Source organism: Lelliottia sp. AC1 (assembly GCF_023278595.1).
Taxonomy (GTDB): domain Bacteria; phylum Pseudomonadota; class Gammaproteobacteria; order Enterobacterales; family Enterobacteriaceae; genus Enterobacter; species Enterobacter nimipressuralis.
The window spans coordinates 3,016,700-3,032,732 of sequence record NZ_CP025699.1 but is presented as its reverse complement, the minus strand read 5'-3'; the positions used below and the strand labels follow the sequence as shown (position 1 = coordinate 3,032,732).

Sequence of the window (16,033 nt, the reverse complement as noted above, 5' to 3'; positions counted from 1 at the left end):
AAGTTTCGGGCTGTTATGTTTTAATGTGCAACATTCATGGTCTGTTTGCGGCAAAAATGGCATTATGCGCCGCTTACAGCAAAACTGGCATACGACCAGGTTCAGGCAGAAAGGTTATCAATGAGCTGGATTGAACGAATTAAAAGCAACATAGCCCCAACCCGTAAGGCGAGTATTCCTGAAGGGGTGTGGACCAAGTGTGACAGCTGCGGCCAGGTCCTGTACCGCGCTGAGCTGGAACGCAATCTTGAGGTTTGCCCGAAGTGTGACCACCACATGCGTATGTCGGCGCGTAATCGCCTGCATAGCGTGCTGGACGAAGGTTCGCTTGTGGAACTGGGTAGCGAACTTGAGCCAAAAGATGTGCTGAAGTTCCGTGACTCCAAAAAATACAAAGATCGACTGGCTTCTGCTCAGAAAGAGACCGGCGAGAAAGACGCGCTGGTGGTGATGAAAGGCACTCTGCACGAGATGCCGGTTGTCGCTGTGGCCTTTGAGTTCTCCTTTATGGGCGGCTCAATGGGTTCTGTCGTCGGCGCGCGGTTCATCCGTGCCGTTGAACAGGCGCTGGAAGACAACTGCCCGCTGATCTGCTTCTCCGCCTCCGGTGGTGCACGTATGCAGGAAGCGCTGATGTCCCTGATGCAGATGGCGAAAACCTCTGCGGCCCTGGGCAAAATGCAGGAGCGCGGTCTGCCGTATATCTCCGTGCTGACCGACCCAACCATGGGTGGCGTCTCTGCGAGCTTTGCGATGCTGGGCGATCTGAACATCGCTGAACCGAAAGCGCTGATCGGCTTTGCCGGCCCACGCGTTATCGAACAGACCGTTCGTGAAAAACTGCCGCCGGGCTTCCAGCGCAGTGAGTTCCTTATTGAAAAAGGCGCTATCGACATGATCGTTCGCCGTCCAGAAATGCGCCTGAAACTGGCGAGCATCCTGGCGAAGCTGATGAATCTGCCGTCGCCAAGCCCGGACGAGCCGCGTGAAGGCGTGGTTGTGCCGGATCAGGAACCCGAAGCCTGATAACTCAAAAAGGGCAGGGCCAGACGGCGCTGCCCTTTTCACTTATTTGATACACAAGCCAGCAGAGTAGTATCAGGGCGTCGCCAACGCAGAGACCGCTTAAAGGCCGAAGTGTATACACAAATGAAAGTGCGTATCATGGAAAAAAATACTCTTCCCCAAGCCACGTCACCCCTGGTCACGTGGCTTTCTTATCTGGAAAATCTGCACAGTAAAACCATCGATATGGGCCTCGATCGCGTGAGCGAGGTGGGTGCGCGTCTTGATGTCCTCAAGCCCGCGCCCTTCGTGTTCACCGTAGCGGGAACGAATGGCAAAGGCACTACCTGCCGCACGCTGGAGTCCATGCTGATGGCCGCCGGTTATAAGGTGGGTGTTTACAGTTCGCCGCATCTGGTCCGCTACACCGAACGCGTGCGTGTGCAGAATAGCGAACTGCCGGAATCCGCCCACACAGCCTCTTTCGCACAAATCGAAGCGGCGCGCGGCGAGATTTCGCTCTCCTATTTTGAATACGGCACGCTGTCCGCCCTGTGGCTGTTTAAGCAGGCGCAGCTGGATGTGGTGATCCTCGAAGTCGGTTTAGGTGGGCGCTTAGATGCGACTAACATGGTTGATGCCGATGTCGCGGTGGTGACCAGTATCGCACTCGACCATACGGACTGGCTGGGACCGGACCGCGAAAGCATTGGCCGCGAAAAAGCGGGTGTTTTCCGCGCCAACAAACCTGCCGTAGTCGGTGAACCGGATATGCCGCACACTATCGCCGACGTGGCGAAGGAGAAGGGCGCACAGCTGATGCGTCGTGGCGTTGACTGGCAATATGACGTAACGGGCGACAGCTGGCGTTTTCGCGACGCGCAGGGCGAGCTGGACAATCTGCCGCTGCCACAGGTGCCGCAACCGAACGCGGCGACCGCACTGGCGGCTATCCGCGCCAGTGGTCTGGCGGTGAGCGAACAGGCGATACGAGACGGCATTCAGAACGCGCTTTTGCCGGGACGTTTTCAGATTGTCAGCGAATCACCGCGTTTGATTCTGGATGTGGCGCATAATCCCCATGCAGCCGCCTATCTTGCTGAGCGCCTCAAATCCCTGCCAAAAACAGGGCGCGTACTTGCTGTTATCGGTATGCTTCACGATAAAGATATTGCGGGCACACTGGCCTGCATGGAGACTGTGGTCGATTGCTGGTATTGTGCTCCCCTGGAAGGGCCTCGAGGCGCGTCGGCTGAGCAGCTGATGGAACATCTCGCGAAGGGCGAAGCTTATGAAAACGTGGCGCTGGCATGGCGCGCCGCGATGGCGGATGCTAAACCTGAAGATACCGTGCTGGTGTGTGGATCATTCCACACGGTGGCACATGTCATGGAAGTAATGGAGGCGGGGAGAACCGGTGGCAAGTAAGTTTCAGAACCGTTTAACAGGAACCATTGTGCTGGTTGCGCTGGGAGTGATTCTCCTCCCGGGACTGCTCGACGGGCAGAAAAAACATTATCAGGATGAGTTTGCCGCGATCCCGCTGGTGCCAAAACCCGGCGATCGCGACGAGCCAGACATGCTGCCTGCGGCCACGCAGGCGCTGCCCGCTCAGCCTCCTGAAGGGGCAGCAGAAGAGGTGCGCGCCGGTGATGCGGCGGCGCCGTCGCTCGATCCTTCTCGTCTGGTGGCGAGTAACGCCGGTGAGCTGGACCCGGTTCCAGAACCCGTTGCACAACCAAAGCCTGCCGTGAAACCGGCAGAAAAACCGCAGCCGAAACCGCAGCGCGATAAAGCCAGCGAGCAGATCGCCGCCGCGACGGAAGCGCCACCGGAAAAACCGGTTCAGGAAGAGAAGCCTGCGCCAACCGGTAAAGCGTATGTGGTGCAGCTTGGTGCGCTAAAAAATGCCGATAAAGTCAATGAAGTGGTCGGTAAACTCCGCGGTGCCGGATATCGGGTTTACACTTCACCTTCCACCCCGGTGCAGGGTAAAATTACCCGCATTCTGGTGGGGCCGGATGCGTCGAAAGATAAGCTGAAAGGCTCGCTCGGCGAGCTGAAGCAGATTTCCGGGCTGAGCGGTGTGGTGATGAGTTATAGCGCGAACTGACGTGCGCGCATACCCCTCGTCCCACCGGGTGAGGGGATTGCTCCATACGGTCTTGAGGGCCGGGATGAGAGGCGGGAATTCGTCCAAAGAGGCGCAATAACCCAGCGGCGTTGAACATTTTTTCAGCGCCTTTTTTATTTACGCGCGGGAAGGAAATCCCTACGCAAACGTTTTCTTTTTCTGTTAGAATTCGCCCCGAACTGGATGACAGGGCGTTTAATCGTGGGACACATATGGTCTGGATTGATTACGCCATCATTGCGGTGATAGGTTTTTCCTGTCTGGTTAGCCTGATCCGTGGCTTTGTTCGTGAAGCGTTATCGCTGGTGACATGGGGTTGTGCTTTCTTTGTCGCCAGTCATTACTACACTTACCTGTCTGTCTGGTTCACGGGCTTTGAAGATGAACTGGTCCGAAATGGAATCGCCATCGCGGTGCTGTTTATCGCGACGCTAATCGTCGGCGCTATCGTGAACTACGTGATAGGTCAGCTGGTCGAGAAAACCGGTCTGTCAGGAACAGACAGGGTGCTGGGGATCTGTTTTGGTGCGCTGCGAGGCGCGCTGATCGTGGCTGCGATACTGTTCTTCCTTGATACCTTTACCGGGTTTTCAAAAAGCGAAGACTGGAGCAAGTCCCAGCTGATTCCACAGTTCAGCTTCATCATCAGATGGTTCTTTGACTATCTGCAAAGCTCGTCGAGTTTCTTGCCCAAAGTGTAAAACGCTTTGAGATGTGGCTTAACGAGGAAAAGACGAATGTGCGGTATTGTCGGTATCGCCGGTTTCATGCCGGTAAACCAGTCTATTTATGACGCGTTGTCGGTGCTCCAGCACCGTGGCCAGGATGCAGCAGGCATCATCACCATTGATGCCAACAACTGTTTCCGTTTACGCAAAGCGAATGGCCTGGTCAACGATGTATTTGAAGCCCGCCATATGCAGCGCCTGCAAGGCAATATGGGGATTGGCCACGTTCGTTATCCTACTGCTGGCAGTTCCAGCGCCTCTGAAGCACAGCCGTTCTACGTCAACTCACCGTATGGCATCACGCTTGCCCACAATGGCAACCTGACCAACGCGCATGAGCTGCGTAAAAAGCTCTTCGAAGAGAAGCGTCGCCACATTAACACCACCTCTGATTCTGAAATCCTGCTCAATATCTTTGCCAGCGAGCTGGATAACTTCCGCCATTATCCGCTGGAAGCAGACAACATTTTTGCCGCCATTGCCGCGACAAACCGCCAGATCCGTGGCGCGTATGCTTGCGTGGCGATGATTATCGGCCACGGTATGGTGGCATTCCGCGACCCTAACGGCATCCGTCCGCTGGTGCTGGGTAAGCGTGATTTGGGTGATGGCCGTACCGAGTATATGGTCGCCTCCGAGAGCGTGGCGCTGGATACCCTGGGCTTTGAGTTCCTGCGCGATGTCGCCCCGGGCGAAGCCGTCTACATCACCGAGAAAGGTCAGCTGTTTACCCGCCAGTGTGCGGAAAACCCGGTCAGCAATCCGTGCCTGTTCGAATATGTTTACTTCGCACGCCCGGACTCGTTTATCGACAAAATTTCCGTGTACAGCGCGCGCGTGAATATGGGTACCAAACTCGGTGAGAAGATCGCCCGCGAGTGGGACGATCTCGATATCGACGTGGTGATCCCGATTCCGGAAACCTCCTGCGATATCGCACTGGAGATGGCCCGTATTCTGGGTAAACCGTACCGTCAGGGCTTTGTGAAAAACCGCTACGTTGGCCGCACCTTTATCATGCCTGGTCAGCAGCTGCGTCGTAAGTCTGTGCGTCGTAAGCTCAACGCCAACCGCGCTGAGTTCCGCGATAAGAACGTGTTGCTGGTGGATGACTCCATCGTACGTGGCACCACTTCCGAGCAGATTATTGAGATGGCGCGTGAAGCCGGTGCGAAGAAAGTCTATCTGGCCTCTGCTGCGCCGGAAATTCGTTTCCCGAACGTCTACGGTATCGACATGCCGACCGCCAACGAGCTGATCGCACACGGTCGTGAAGTGGACGAGATTCGCCAGATCATCGGCGCTGACGGCCTGATTTTCCAGGATCTCAGCGATCTGATTGACGCAGTACGCGCTGAAAACCCGGACATTCAGCAGTTCGAGTGCTCCGTGTTCAACGGCATCTATGTGACCAAAGACGTCGATCAGCAGTATCTCGACTACCTTGACTCGCTGCGTAACGACGATGCCAAAGCCGTACAGATGCAAAACGATCTCGAAAGCTTAGAGATGCACAACGAAGGCTAACGCCCCGGCAAGTGAGGGCGGATGCCCTCACTTGCAACTCCCCGCAAAATCCTGCAAAGTTTGCCCTGAAGCAAGAAAGGGCGAAATCATGAAACAACTCATTGTAGGGATCTCCGGTGCCAGTGGCGCCATTTACGGCGTACGTCTGCTCCAGGTGCTGCGCGACGTGGCGGATGTCCAGACCCATCTGGTGATGAGCCAGGCGGCGCGTCAGACCCTTTCCCTCGAAACCGATTTTTCTCTGCGCGATGTTCAGGCTCTGGCCGACGTGGTGCACGATGCCCGCGATATCGCCGCCAGCATCTCCTCTGGCTCGTTTAAAACTGCTGGCATGGTTATCCTCCCCTGTTCCATAAAAACCCTCTCTGGCATCGTCAACAGCTATACGGACACCCTCGTGACCCGTGCGGCCGACGTGGTGCTGAAAGAGCGCCGTACGCTGGTGCTGTGCGTGCGCGAAACGCCGCTGCATCTCGGCCATTTGCGTCTGATGACGCAGGCGGCGGAGCTGGGCGCGGTCATTATGCCGCCGGTTCCGGCGTTCTATCATCGCCCGCAAACCCTCGACGACGTGATTAACCAGACCGTAAACCGCGTACTGGATCAGTTTGATATCGACCTGCCGGAAGATCTGTTCGCGCGCTGGCAGGGCGCATAACCCGTTGCCCCGTTTGGGGGCATGATAAGCCTGGTTGCCCCTTCTCGGGGCAATTATGCAACCGCGATCATATCCTCGACATTTAATTCCTTTTTTCCCTTTTTCCCCCTCCGGTTCGTTTGGCAGACCTGCTATCTTCACTATTAAGGCAATATCGCAACGTTTTATTAACATATTTAACGTCGATTTTTTGACCAGTCGGCAATATGGCATAAGACCTGCAAGAGAACGCCTGCTATCCAACACACAACACAAACCATAATAAAATCACGACACTTGAGGGTAAATGTATGAAGAAGACGGTTCTGGCTCTGTCTCTGCTGGTGGGATTAAGTGCGGCAGCGAGCAGCTATGCAGCACTTCCTCAGACAGTGCGCATCGGTACAGACGCCACATACGCGCCATTCTCGTCCAAGGATGCGAAAGGCGACTTTGTCGGCTTTGATATCGATTTGGGAAATGAAATGTGCAAGCGCATGCAGGTGAAATGCACATGGGTGGGCAGCGATTTTGATGCGTTAATCCCGTCGCTGAAAGCCAAGAAAATCGATGCCATTATCTCCTCGCTCTCCATTACCGAAAAACGTCAGCAGGAAATTGCCTTCTCTGACAAGCTCTACGCGGCAGATTCCCGTCTGATTGCCGCGAAAGGCTCTCCGATTCAGCCGACCATCGAGTCGCTGAAAGGCAAACACGTGGGTGTGCTGCAAGGCTCCACTCAGGAAGGGTTTGCTAATGCTGACTGGCGCGAAAAAGGCGTCGATGTGGTTGCCTATCAGAACCAGGATCTGATCTACTCTGACCTCGCAGCAGGGCGTCTGGATGCCGCATTCCAGGACGAAGTGGCCGCCAGCGAAGGCTTTCTGAAACAACCTGCAGGTAAAGAGTTCGCCTTTGCCGGCCCGTCGGTGAAAGACAAAAAATACTTCGGCGATGGCACCGGGATTGGCTTACGTAAAGACGACAAAGAGCTGAAAGCGGCATTCGACAAAGCCTTTGCCGAACTGCGCAAAGACGGCACCTACGACAAGCTGGCGAAGAAGTACTTCGACTTCAACGTCTACGGGGATTAATCGTCACTGACGGGGCACTGCGCTCTGCATGATCCAAAATGGTGCAAAAGACGCACCATTTTGGGTCGCCGAGTGCATAGTTAAGCATTTATGATGCAAAAATTTCCATCTGGCGGGCTTTATACTTTGCCTTGCCAGGGGGATTAATGGCACATTAATGGCACTCCCCCGTTGTAAAATCCCGTAAGAAGACAGTCTGTTGAGGATAAACATGAAAAAACTGGTATTGTCGCTTTCTCTGGTGCTGGCATTTTCCAGCGCTACCGCCGCTTTTGCCGCCATTCCACAAAAAATCCGTATCGGTACCGATCCGACTTATGCCCCGTTCGAATCGAAGAATTCGAAAGGTGAACTGGTCGGTTTTGACATCGATATCGCCAATGAGCTGTGCAAACGCATCAAAACCCAATGTACCTACGTTGAGAACCCACTGGATGCGCTGATCCCGTCGCTGAAAGCGAAGAAAATCGACGTGATTATGTCCTCACTCTCCATCACCGAAAAACGTCAGCAGGAGATTGCCTTCACCGACAAACTCTATGCGGCGGATTCCCGTCTGGTGGTCGCTAAGTCTTCTGACATTCAGCCAACGCTTGAGTCACTGAAAGGCAAACGCGTGGGCGTGCTGCTGGGCACCACCCAGGAAACCTACGGCAATGAGCACTGGGCGCCGAAAGGCATTGAGATCGTCTCCTACCAGGGCCAGGAAAATATCTACGCTGACCTGACTGCTGGCCGTATCGACGCGGCGTTCCAGGACGAAGTGGCCGCTAGCGAAGGTTTCCTGAAGCAGCCTGTAGGGAAAGATTACAAGTTCGGCGGTCCGTCCATTAAGGACGAGAAACTCTTTGGCGTCGGCACCGGCATGGGCCTGCGTAAAGAGGACAACGAACTGCGCGAAGCACTGAACAAAGCCTTTGCCGAAATGCGCGCAGACGGCACTTACGAAAAACTGGCGAAGAAATACTTCGACTTTGATGTCTACGGCGGCTAATCGCCCCGTTAAATAACGTGCGGCCCCTCCCGCGTTCCGGGAGGGGAAAAGACACGGTGTGACCACTCACGACAGGGCAGGCCTTATGCTGTACGGATTTTCTGGCGTTATTTTACAAGGCGCGCTTGTCACCCTCGAACTGGCCATCAGTTCAGTGGTGCTAGCGGTGCTGATAGGCCTGGCGGGTGCGGGAGCGAAACTCTCAAGTAATCGGGTACTGGCGTTAATTTTTGAAGGCTACACCACGCTGATTCGCGGTGTGCCCGATCTGGTCCTGATGCTGCTCATTTTCTATGGTTTGCAGATTGCGCTCAACAGCGTGACGGATGCCGTGGGAATGTCGCAGATTGATATCGACCCGATGGTGGCCGGTATTATCACCCTTGGCTTTATTTACGGCGCCTATTTCACGGAAACCTTCCGCGGCGCATACATGGCCGTACCAAAAGGCCATATCGAGGCGGCCACCGCCTTCGGTTTTACCTCCTCACAAATTTTCCGTCGGATTATGTTCCCGGCCATGATGCGCTTTGCCTTACCGGGCATCGGTAACAACTGGCAGGTGATCCTCAAAGCGACGGCGCTGGTTTCCCTCCTCGGTCTGGAAGATGTGGTGAAAGCCACGCAGCTTGCGGGTAAGAGCACCTGGGAACCCTTCTATTTTGCCGTCGTGTGCGGCGTGATTTATCTGGTGTTTACTACCGTCTCCAATGGTGTGCTGCTTCTTCTCGAACGTCGCTACTCCGTGGGTGTGAAGAGGGCTGACCTGTGATTGAGATTATTCAGGAATACTGGAAATCGCTCCTGTGGACCGATGGCTACCGCTTTACCGGCGTGGCGATTACCCTGTGGCTGCTGATTTCGTCTGTGGTGATGGGCGGGATTCTGGCGGTGTTTTTATCCATTGGCCGCGTATCGGAAAACAAATACATTCGCTTCCCGATTTGGCTGTTTACCTATATTTTTCGCGGCACGCCGCTGTATGTCCAACTGTTGGTCTTTTACTCCGGCATGTACACGCTGGAAATAGTCAAAGGCACAGAAATGCTGAACGCGTTCTTTCGCAGCGGCTTGAACTGTACCGTGCTGGCGCTGACGCTAAACACCTGCGCGTACACCACTGAGATCTTCGCCGGTGCCATTCGTTCTGTGCCTTACGGTGAGATTGAAGCGGCGCGCGCCTATGGTTTCTCATCGGTGAAGCTCTATCGCTGCATTATTATGCCTTCCGCACTGCGTATCGCACTGCCGGCGTACAGCAACGAAGTGATCCTGATGCTTCACTCCACCGCGCTGGCGTTTACCGCGACAGTGCCGGATTTGCTGAAAATCGCGCGGGATATTAACTCGGCGACTTACCAGCCCTTTACCGCTTTCGGCATCGCCGCGGTGCTGTATTTGATTATTTCGTACGTCCTGATTAGCCTGTTCCGCAAGGCAGAAAAACGCTGGTTGCAGCACATGAAACCTACTTCGACGCACTGAGAAAACGATGTCTGAAAATAAATTAAACGTTATCGATCTGCACAAACGCTACGGCGAACATGAAGTGCTGAAAGGGGTATCGCTGCAGGCGAATGCGGGCGATGTGATCAGTATTATTGGCTCATCCGGTTCGGGAAAAAGTACCTTCCTGCGCTGCATAAACTTCCTCGAAAAGCCGAGCGAAGGGTCGATTATCGTCAGCGGGCAAAATATCAACCTGGTGCGCGATAAAGACGGGCAGCTGAAAGTGGCGGATAAGCACCAGCTGCGTCTGCTGCGCACACGTCTGACGATGGTGTTCCAGCACTTTAACCTCTGGAGCCATATGACGGTGCTGGAGAACGTCATGGAAGCGCCGATTCAGGTGCTGGGCTTAAGCAAACAGGAAGCGCGTGAACGTGCGGTGAAATACCTGGCGAAAGTGGGTATCGACGAACGTCAGCAGATCAAGTATCCGGTGCATTTGTCCGGCGGTCAGCAGCAGCGTGTCTCCATCGCCCGTGCGCTGGCGATGGAGCCGGAAGTTCTGCTGTTTGATGAGCCGACCTCGGCGCTCGATCCTGAGCTGGTGGGCGAAGTGCTGCGCATTATGCAGAAGCTGGCCGAAGAGGGGAAAACGATGGTGGTGGTCACGCACGAGATGGGCTTCGCCCGTAACGTCTCGAACCACGTTATCTTCCTGCATCAGGGCGTCATCGAAGAGCAAGGGCATCCTGATGAGGTGCTGGCGAACCCGAAAAGCCCGCGTTTGCAGCAGTTCCTGAAAGGCTCGCTCAAGTAATGTCGGTGCCCGGTGGCGTTGAGTTTACCGGGCCTGCAAAACGCATTTCATCGCCGGGCAAAGACCGTGCCGCCCGGCAGCTCAGACCGCACCACACTCCAGCCGATACACCCAGTCGTCATACTGCACGCCGTTAATCTCATAGGCCTTTTCCAGCACCTGAGTACGCACAAATCCCTGCTTCTCCAGCACCCGCACCGAACCGGCGTTATCCGCCAGCACATAGGCATTAATTGCTTTTACGCCCGCCTGGCAGAACGCATAGTCGCACACTGCCCGCAGCGCTTCGCTGGCATAGCCTTTGCCCTGTGCCTGAGGGATCACCGTATAGCCGATATCCGCTTCTTCACGGTACTTCGCGCTGATTTGCAGGCCAATATCGCCGAGCGGTGTGTCGTTGCCGTGGGCGCGAATGACAAAGGTATGGGGCGCAGCCAGGCGAATGGCGAACAGGCGTCGGGTCTCTTTTTCAGGCGCAATGGCCGCCATATAACGCATGATCGCGCGATCTTCGCGCAGGGAGCGGAAGAACGCCCAGTCGGAGGGTTTAAAGGGGGAAAGCTGAAGTCGGGGAGTGGTGATTGTCGCCATAGTGTCGCCATTCTGGGGAGTCTGACGTACGACTCTACCATAAGCGACACGGCAGATTTAACCCACCACATCTCCCAGGGCTTCTTCTAAGTCGTACCAGCGGAAGGCAAATCCCGACGCCTCCAGCCGTTTTGGCAGGGCGCGCTGCCCGCCCAGCACCAGCACCGACGATTCTCCCATCAGCAGGCGGATGGCCGTCGCAGGGGCGCGAAGCACCGCCGGGCGTTTCAGGGCGTGGCCCAGCGCATGGGCAAACTGTTCGTTTCGCACCGGGTAGGGCGCAACCATATTGAACGGGCCGCGCAGATCGTTATCCAGCAGCCACAAAATGCCGTTAACCATATCGTCGATATGAATCCACGCCAGATACTGGCGCCCGTTGCCCATCGGGCCGCCCAGACCAAGTTTAAATACCGGGAGCATCTTCGCCAGAATCCCGCCCTTCGGTGCCAGCACCACGCCGGTTCTGAGCAGACAAACGCGGGTAGCGTCACTCTGCGCCCCGCAGGCGATTTGCTCCCAGCGGGCGCAGAGTTTGTGGGTAAATTCGTTATGCGGTGGCTCTTCTTCGGTAACGACGACTTCGCCGAGATCGCCGTAATAGCCTGCCGCCGAGCCGGAGATCAGCACCGACGGAGGCGTTGCGCTGGCGTGGAACAGATCGACCAGCTTTTGAGTGGTGTTCCAGCGGCTGTCACACAGCCGCTGTTTCTGCTCTTCGGTCCAGCGTTTGTCGGCGATAGGCTCACCGGCGAGGTTGATGACGGCGTCGAAACCGTCCAGATTCTGCTGTTCAGCCAGCCCTTTCCAGATGCCGACGTGATTGCCGAGCACCTGACGCGCTTTATCCGCGTTGCGCGTCACCACGGTGATGTCGTGTTTCAGCACCTGCAAGCGCGAAATGAGATGACGGCCAATCAGGCCGGTACCGCCGGTCACCAGAATCTTCATACCACCTCCTGGAGGCGCTTAGCGTTGCCAGCTTAGGGTCATAGAGACCGAGTCGGCGTAACGCAGCGCGTGAAGTTTGTCGATTTCTACTTCAGCATAAGTGACCCAGTGATGTTCGCGTGCGATATCGAGCACATCCTGAGTTAATTTTTCGAGCAAAGAGAAACGGTTATTCTCAACGTACTTAATGATGTTCTTGGTAATGGTGCGATAGTTCAGGGCGTCGTTGATATCTTCACTGGCGCGGGCCTTGTCGGCCGGGTAGTGAATAACGACATTAATCACGATGTCCTGACGATTTTCGATCTCTTCGTCTTTGATACCGATAAAAGTGCGTAAGCGTAAGTTTTTTATACGAATAATAGCGTCATGCTGAGACATTGCAGGCTTCCTCTGTTTGTTATTCGCACCATAATACATGAGGATTTTGGGCGCGCCCAATCCGGCGGGTATCTAAATTTGCTGAGCTTTCTGCATCGCGCGCTCCGTCGCCGGGCGGGTGCGGATCCGCTCGAACCAGTTGTTCACGGCAGGGTAAGTGGCCAGATCGATTCGCTGGCGCAGATGGGCGTTGATCCACGGCCAGCAGGCGATATCCGCGATGCTGTAATGATCGCCCCCAAGCCACGGGGATTTTTCCAGGCGCTTGTTCAGCACCCCGTAAAGACGCTGGGTTTCCACCTGATAGCGCTCAATGGCGTAAGGAATGGGCTGCGGGGCAAAATGGTTAAAGTGGTGGTTTTGTCCCAGGCTCGGCCCCAGACCGCTCGCCTGCCAGAACAGCCATTGCAGCGTGTGATGGCGCTCACGCAGCTCACCGCTCAGCAGCTTGCCGGTTTTTTCCGCCAGATAGAGCAGGATCTCACCCGATTCAAACAGGCTCAGCGGCCTGCCGCCATCCACAGGGGAGGTATCGACAATCGCGGGAATTTTATTGTTGGGCGAAATGGCCAGAAAATCAGCCCGGAACTGATCGCCTTTGCTGATATCCACTTTAATAATGCGATAATCCAGCTGAGTTTCTTCCAGAAAGAGCGTGATCTTGTGACCGTTAGGGGTCGGGGCAAAATAGAGGTCTATCATCTCAACTCCTGTCATTAGATTATTTCAGGCCTTAAAAACGAGTATAGGCGCTGCGCATAAATCGTGAGTTTTCATCAAGTGACAGGAACGCAAAGAGATTATATGTTGGATGAAAACCGTTCAGACGATGAGGATGTTATGAGCCAACCTGCGATTACCCTGTGGTCCGATGCCAACTTTTTTTCGCCGTATGTCATGAGTGTGTATGTCGCGCTGGCGGAGAAGGGGCTGACGTTCAACCTCAAAACCGTTGATCTGGATCGCGGCGATCACCTTAAACCGCAGTGGCAGGGTTACGCGCTGACGCGCCGTGTACCGGTGCTGGAAATCGACGGGTTTGAGTTGAGTGAATCTTCAGCCATTGATGAGTATCTCGAAGACCGCTTTGCGCCGCCGGAGTGGGAGCGCATCTATCCCCACGATCTGCAAAAACGCGCGCGGGCGCGACAGATCCAGGCGTGGCTCAGGAGCGATCTGGTGCCGATTCGTGAGCAGCGTGCGACGGACGTGATCTTTGGCGGCGTGAAAATGCCTGCGCTCAACGAAGCGGGTGAGGCGAGCGCCAGTAAGCTCTTTGAAACGGCCGCGAAGCTGCTGGAACACGGCAACCCGAACCTGTTTGGCGAATGGTGTATTGCCGATGCGGATCTGGCATTGATGCTTAACCGGCTGGTACTGAATGGCGACGCCGTTCCACAGGCGCTGGCCGACTATGCCTCCTTCCAGTGGCAGCGCGCCTCCGTGCAGCGTTTTGTCGCGCTGTCGGCAAAGCGTGTAGGCTGATAAACCCCGTGGGTTCAGGTATGATAGGGCAGTGATCATTTGAAAGGAGTCACTGATGAAACTCATGTTTGCATCGGATATTCACGGATCGCTGCCCGCGACGGAGCGCGTGCTTGAACGCTTTGTGCAAAGCGGGGCGCAGTGGCTGATTATCCTCGGCGATGTGCTTAACCACGGGCCGCGTAATGCGCTTCCGGACGGCTACGCTCCCGCGCAGGTGGCGGACAAACTGAATCAGTATGCGGATAAAATCATCGCGGTGCGCGGCAACTGCGACAGTGAAGTCGATCAGATGTTACTTCACTTCCCGATGACTGCCCCCTGGCAGCAGGTGTTGCTGGGCCAGAACCGCCTGTTTTTGACCCACGGACATCTTTTTAGCCCGGATAATTTGCCGCCGCTCTCGACTGGCGATGTGCTGGTTTACGGTCATACTCATATTCCGGTGGCGTTGAGGCACGGGGATATCGTGCATTTCAATCCTGGCTCCGTCAGTATTCCGAAAGGGGGGAATGTCCCCAGCTACGGCATGCTGGAGGAGAATCTATTACGCGTTATCGCACTTAATGATCAGCAAGTTATTGCGCAGGTCAGCATTAATCCGTAAGTTACACCTCAAAAGTCAAACGCGCCAAAAGAGCGCTTAACGAGAAGGGTTCCCGATGGTGGAGCAGAGTCATTTGGCAAGTACAGAGTGGGTTGACATTGTCAGCGAAGACAATGAAGTGATTGCACAGGCGAGCCGCGAGCAAATGCGGGCTGAACGTCTGCGTCACCGCGCAACTTACATCGTTGTTCACGATGGAATGGGCAAGATCCTGGTACAGCGACGTACTGACAAGAAAGATTTTCTCCCGGGCATGCTCGATGCTACGGCAGGTGGCGTAGTCCAGGCCGATGAAATTCTGCTGGACTCTGCGCGTCGTGAGGCAGAAGAGGAGCTGGGCATTGCCGGTGTGCCTTTTGCCGAGCACGGTCTGTTCTACTTTGAAGACCCGCATTGTCGCGTCTGGGGCGGATTATTTAGCTGCGTGTCCCACGGTCCCTTCGCCCTTCAGGAAGAAGAGGTGAGCGAAGTAAGCTGGATGACGCCAGAAGAGATCACCGCACGTTGTGATGAGTTCACTCCGGATTCACTGAAAGCTCTGGCGCTGTGGATGAGCCGCAACGCCAAAAACGAGTCCGCAAAACCTGAGAAGCAGGAGCAGGCTGAGTAAACCTCAGCAGCTCTCCCGCAAACACAGACTGGAGGCGATCGGTTTCTGATCGCGCCAGTCGCTGTCATTCAAGCGCTCCAGCAGCGCGCGTCCCGCTTCAACACCAATCTTACGATGTGGCACCGCCATCGTCGTCAGCGGCGGCTGACAGACACGGCTGACGTCGCTATCGCCAAAACCCACCACGGCCAGATCGTCCGGTACTTTGATGCGCCGGCGCTGACATTCATACAGCACGCCGCACGCCAGTTCGTCGGAGACGCAGACCAGCGCATCCAGTTCTGGCCAGGCGAGTAAAAACTCCGGCAGCTGCGACGCACCCGTGGAGAAATTCGGCGGCAGTGCGGCATTTATCACCCGATTTGGCGACATATGGTGGCGCAACATCGCCTTATACCAGCCTTGCAGATGTTGCTGGAAAATCCACTGCTCCTGATTGGCGCACAGCAATCCGATGTTTTGATAGCCGCGCTGAATCACCAGTTCGGTGAGTTCGTACATCGCCGCGACGTTGTCGATTCCAATATTCATATCCAGCGGATCGGCGCGCATCGCCCCCATTTCCATCACCGGTATAGAGGCGTTTTTCAGCCAGTGGCGGACGGTATCCGTGTGTTCCGCGCTGAGCAAAATGGCGGCCGCAATGTTAGAGGCGAGCAGCGTTTCGAGCAGTTTCTCTTCCTGCTCAGGACGGTGCTGAGATTCGGCCAGCATAATCTGGTATCCGGCCGGTTGCAGGATTTGCTGCAGCCCGGCGAACATATCGGAACATCCGTCTTCTGCAAGATTGGGGACGACCATGGCGATGGTCCTTGATGATGCTGACGCCAGCGCGCTGGCTGCAAGATTAGGCATATAACCCAGCTCCTGCACCGCCGCATCAATTTTTTCTCGTAGCTTATCGGAAACCTGCTCTGGCGTGCGCAATGCGCGGGACACCGTCATAGTACCCACTCCGGCAAGCTGAGCGACATCAGAGATTGTCACTTTGCCGGTACTACGTCGTTTTCGGGTTAGAGACAT

General features: G+C 55.4%; 19 protein-coding genes. 14 read left to right on the top strand and 5 right to left on the bottom strand.

Annotation, left to right across the window (positions count from 1 at the left end; translation table 11 throughout):
- Positions 1–120: 120 nt before the first annotated feature.
- From accD to hisP, 11 genes are all read left to right on the top strand, one after another.
- The gene (gene accD, locus C0560_RS14355; protein ID WP_100779422.1) at positions 121–1,026 is read left to right on the top strand and encodes an acetyl-CoA carboxylase, carboxyltransferase subunit beta; all 906 of its coding nucleotides are present in this window, start codon (positions 121–123) and stop codon (positions 1,024–1,026) included.
- Between the two features lie 138 nt (positions 1,027–1,164).
- Positions 1,165–2,433, top strand: a complete 1,269-nt coding sequence (gene folC / locus C0560_RS14350; protein WP_107704243.1) for a bifunctional tetrahydrofolate synthase/dihydrofolate synthase — start codon at positions 1,165–1,167, stop codon at positions 2,431–2,433.
- Positions 2,423–3,118 carry a cell division protein DedD gene (gene dedD / locus C0560_RS14345; protein WP_100779423.1) on the top strand — a complete coding sequence of 232 codons (696 nt, stop codon included), beginning with the start codon at positions 2,423–2,425 and terminating at the stop codon, positions 3,116–3,118. The genes folC and dedD overlap by 11 nt, the downstream gene beginning before the upstream one ends.
- 233 nt (positions 3,119–3,351) lie before the next feature.
- Positions 3,352–3,840 (top strand): colicin V production protein, encoded by a 489-nt coding sequence (gene cvpA / locus C0560_RS14340; protein WP_100779424.1) that lies wholly within the window; start codon positions 3,352–3,354, stop codon positions 3,838–3,840.
- Positions 3,841–3,876: 36 nt separating this feature from the next.
- Positions 3,877–5,394: an amidophosphoribosyltransferase gene (purF, locus tag C0560_RS14335; protein WP_100779425.1), complete on the top strand. Its 1,518-nt coding sequence runs from the start codon at positions 3,877–3,879 to the stop codon at positions 5,392–5,394.
- An 88-nt stretch (positions 5,395–5,482) separates the two neighbouring features.
- Entirely contained in the window at positions 5,483–6,052 is a 570-nt protein-coding gene (locus C0560_RS14330; RefSeq protein WP_102104915.1) for a UbiX family flavin prenyltransferase, read from the top strand.
- A gap of 290 nt (positions 6,053–6,342) precedes the next feature.
- On the top strand, positions 6,343–7,125 hold the full coding sequence (gene argT, locus C0560_RS14325) for a lysine/arginine/ornithine ABC transporter substrate-binding protein ArgT (RefSeq protein WP_095282776.1): 783 nt from the start codon (positions 6,343–6,345) through the stop codon (positions 7,123–7,125).
- Positions 7,126–7,336: 211 nt separating this feature from the next.
- Complete coding sequence (hisJ, locus tag C0560_RS14320; protein ID WP_248858824.1) at positions 7,337–8,119, top strand: histidine ABC transporter substrate-binding protein HisJ; 783 nt, start codon at positions 7,337–7,339, stop codon at positions 8,117–8,119.
- Between the two features lie 85 nt (positions 8,120–8,204).
- Positions 8,205–8,891 (top strand): histidine ABC transporter permease HisQ, encoded by a 687-nt coding sequence (locus C0560_RS14315; RefSeq protein ID WP_100779428.1) that lies wholly within the window; start codon positions 8,205–8,207, stop codon positions 8,889–8,891.
- On the top strand, positions 8,888–9,604 hold the full coding sequence (locus C0560_RS14310) for an ABC transporter permease (protein ID WP_100779429.1): 717 nt from the start codon (positions 8,888–8,890) through the stop codon (positions 9,602–9,604). Before C0560_RS14315 ends, C0560_RS14310 begins: the two co-directional genes overlap by 4 nt.
- A 7-nt stretch (positions 9,605–9,611) precedes the next feature.
- A complete protein-coding gene (gene hisP / locus C0560_RS14305; protein ID WP_248858822.1) occupies positions 9,612–10,385 on the top strand; it encodes a histidine ABC transporter ATP-binding protein HisP in 774 nt (257 codons plus the stop codon).
- A gap of 81 nt (positions 10,386–10,466) precedes the next feature.
- Here the strand turns inward: hisP and C0560_RS14300 are convergent, their stop codons facing one another.
- The 4 genes from C0560_RS14300 to yfcG form a co-directional block, all read right to left on the bottom strand.
- Positions 10,467–10,976: a GNAT family N-acetyltransferase gene (locus C0560_RS14300; RefSeq protein ID WP_248858820.1), complete on the bottom strand. Its 510-nt coding sequence runs from the start codon at positions 10,974–10,976 to the stop codon at positions 10,467–10,469.
- A gap of 57 nt (positions 10,977–11,033) precedes the next feature.
- Entirely contained in the window at positions 11,034–11,927 is an 894-nt protein-coding gene (locus C0560_RS14295) for a TIGR01777 family oxidoreductase (RefSeq protein WP_248858817.1), read from the bottom strand.
- 18 nt (positions 11,928–11,945) lie between these two features.
- A complete protein-coding gene (folX, locus tag C0560_RS14290) occupies positions 11,946–12,308 on the bottom strand; it encodes a dihydroneopterin triphosphate 2'-epimerase (protein WP_100779433.1) in 363 nt (120 codons plus the stop codon).
- A 72-nt stretch (positions 12,309–12,380) separates the two neighbouring features.
- Positions 12,381–13,010: a GSH-dependent disulfide bond oxidoreductase gene (gene yfcG, locus C0560_RS14285; RefSeq protein WP_100779434.1), complete on the bottom strand. Its 630-nt coding sequence runs from the start codon at positions 13,008–13,010 to the stop codon at positions 12,381–12,383.
- A gap of 138 nt (positions 13,011–13,148) precedes the next feature.
- Here yfcG and yfcF point away from each other — a divergent pair, with 138 nt between their 5' ends.
- The 3 genes from yfcF to yfcD are packed head-to-tail and all read left to right on the top strand — an operon-like array spanning position 13,149 to position 15,010.
- A complete protein-coding gene (gene yfcF / locus C0560_RS14280) occupies positions 13,149–13,793 on the top strand; it encodes a glutathione transferase (RefSeq protein ID WP_123428130.1) in 645 nt (214 codons plus the stop codon).
- Positions 13,794–13,848: 55 nt separating this feature from the next.
- Positions 13,849–14,400, top strand: a complete 552-nt coding sequence (gene yfcE, locus C0560_RS14275) for a phosphodiesterase (RefSeq protein ID WP_123427184.1) — start codon at positions 13,849–13,851, stop codon at positions 14,398–14,400.
- A 55-nt stretch (positions 14,401–14,455) separates the two neighbouring features.
- A complete protein-coding gene (gene yfcD, locus C0560_RS14270) occupies positions 14,456–15,010 on the top strand; it encodes an NUDIX hydrolase YfcD (protein WP_123427186.1) in 555 nt (184 codons plus the stop codon).
- 3 nt (positions 15,011–15,013) lie between these two features.
- On the opposite strand, the gene C0560_RS14265 is transcribed toward yfcD, so the two are convergent.
- Positions 15,014–16,033 (bottom strand): LacI family DNA-binding transcriptional regulator, encoded by a 1,020-nt coding sequence (locus C0560_RS14265; protein ID WP_100779437.1) that lies wholly within the window; start codon positions 16,031–16,033, stop codon positions 15,014–15,016.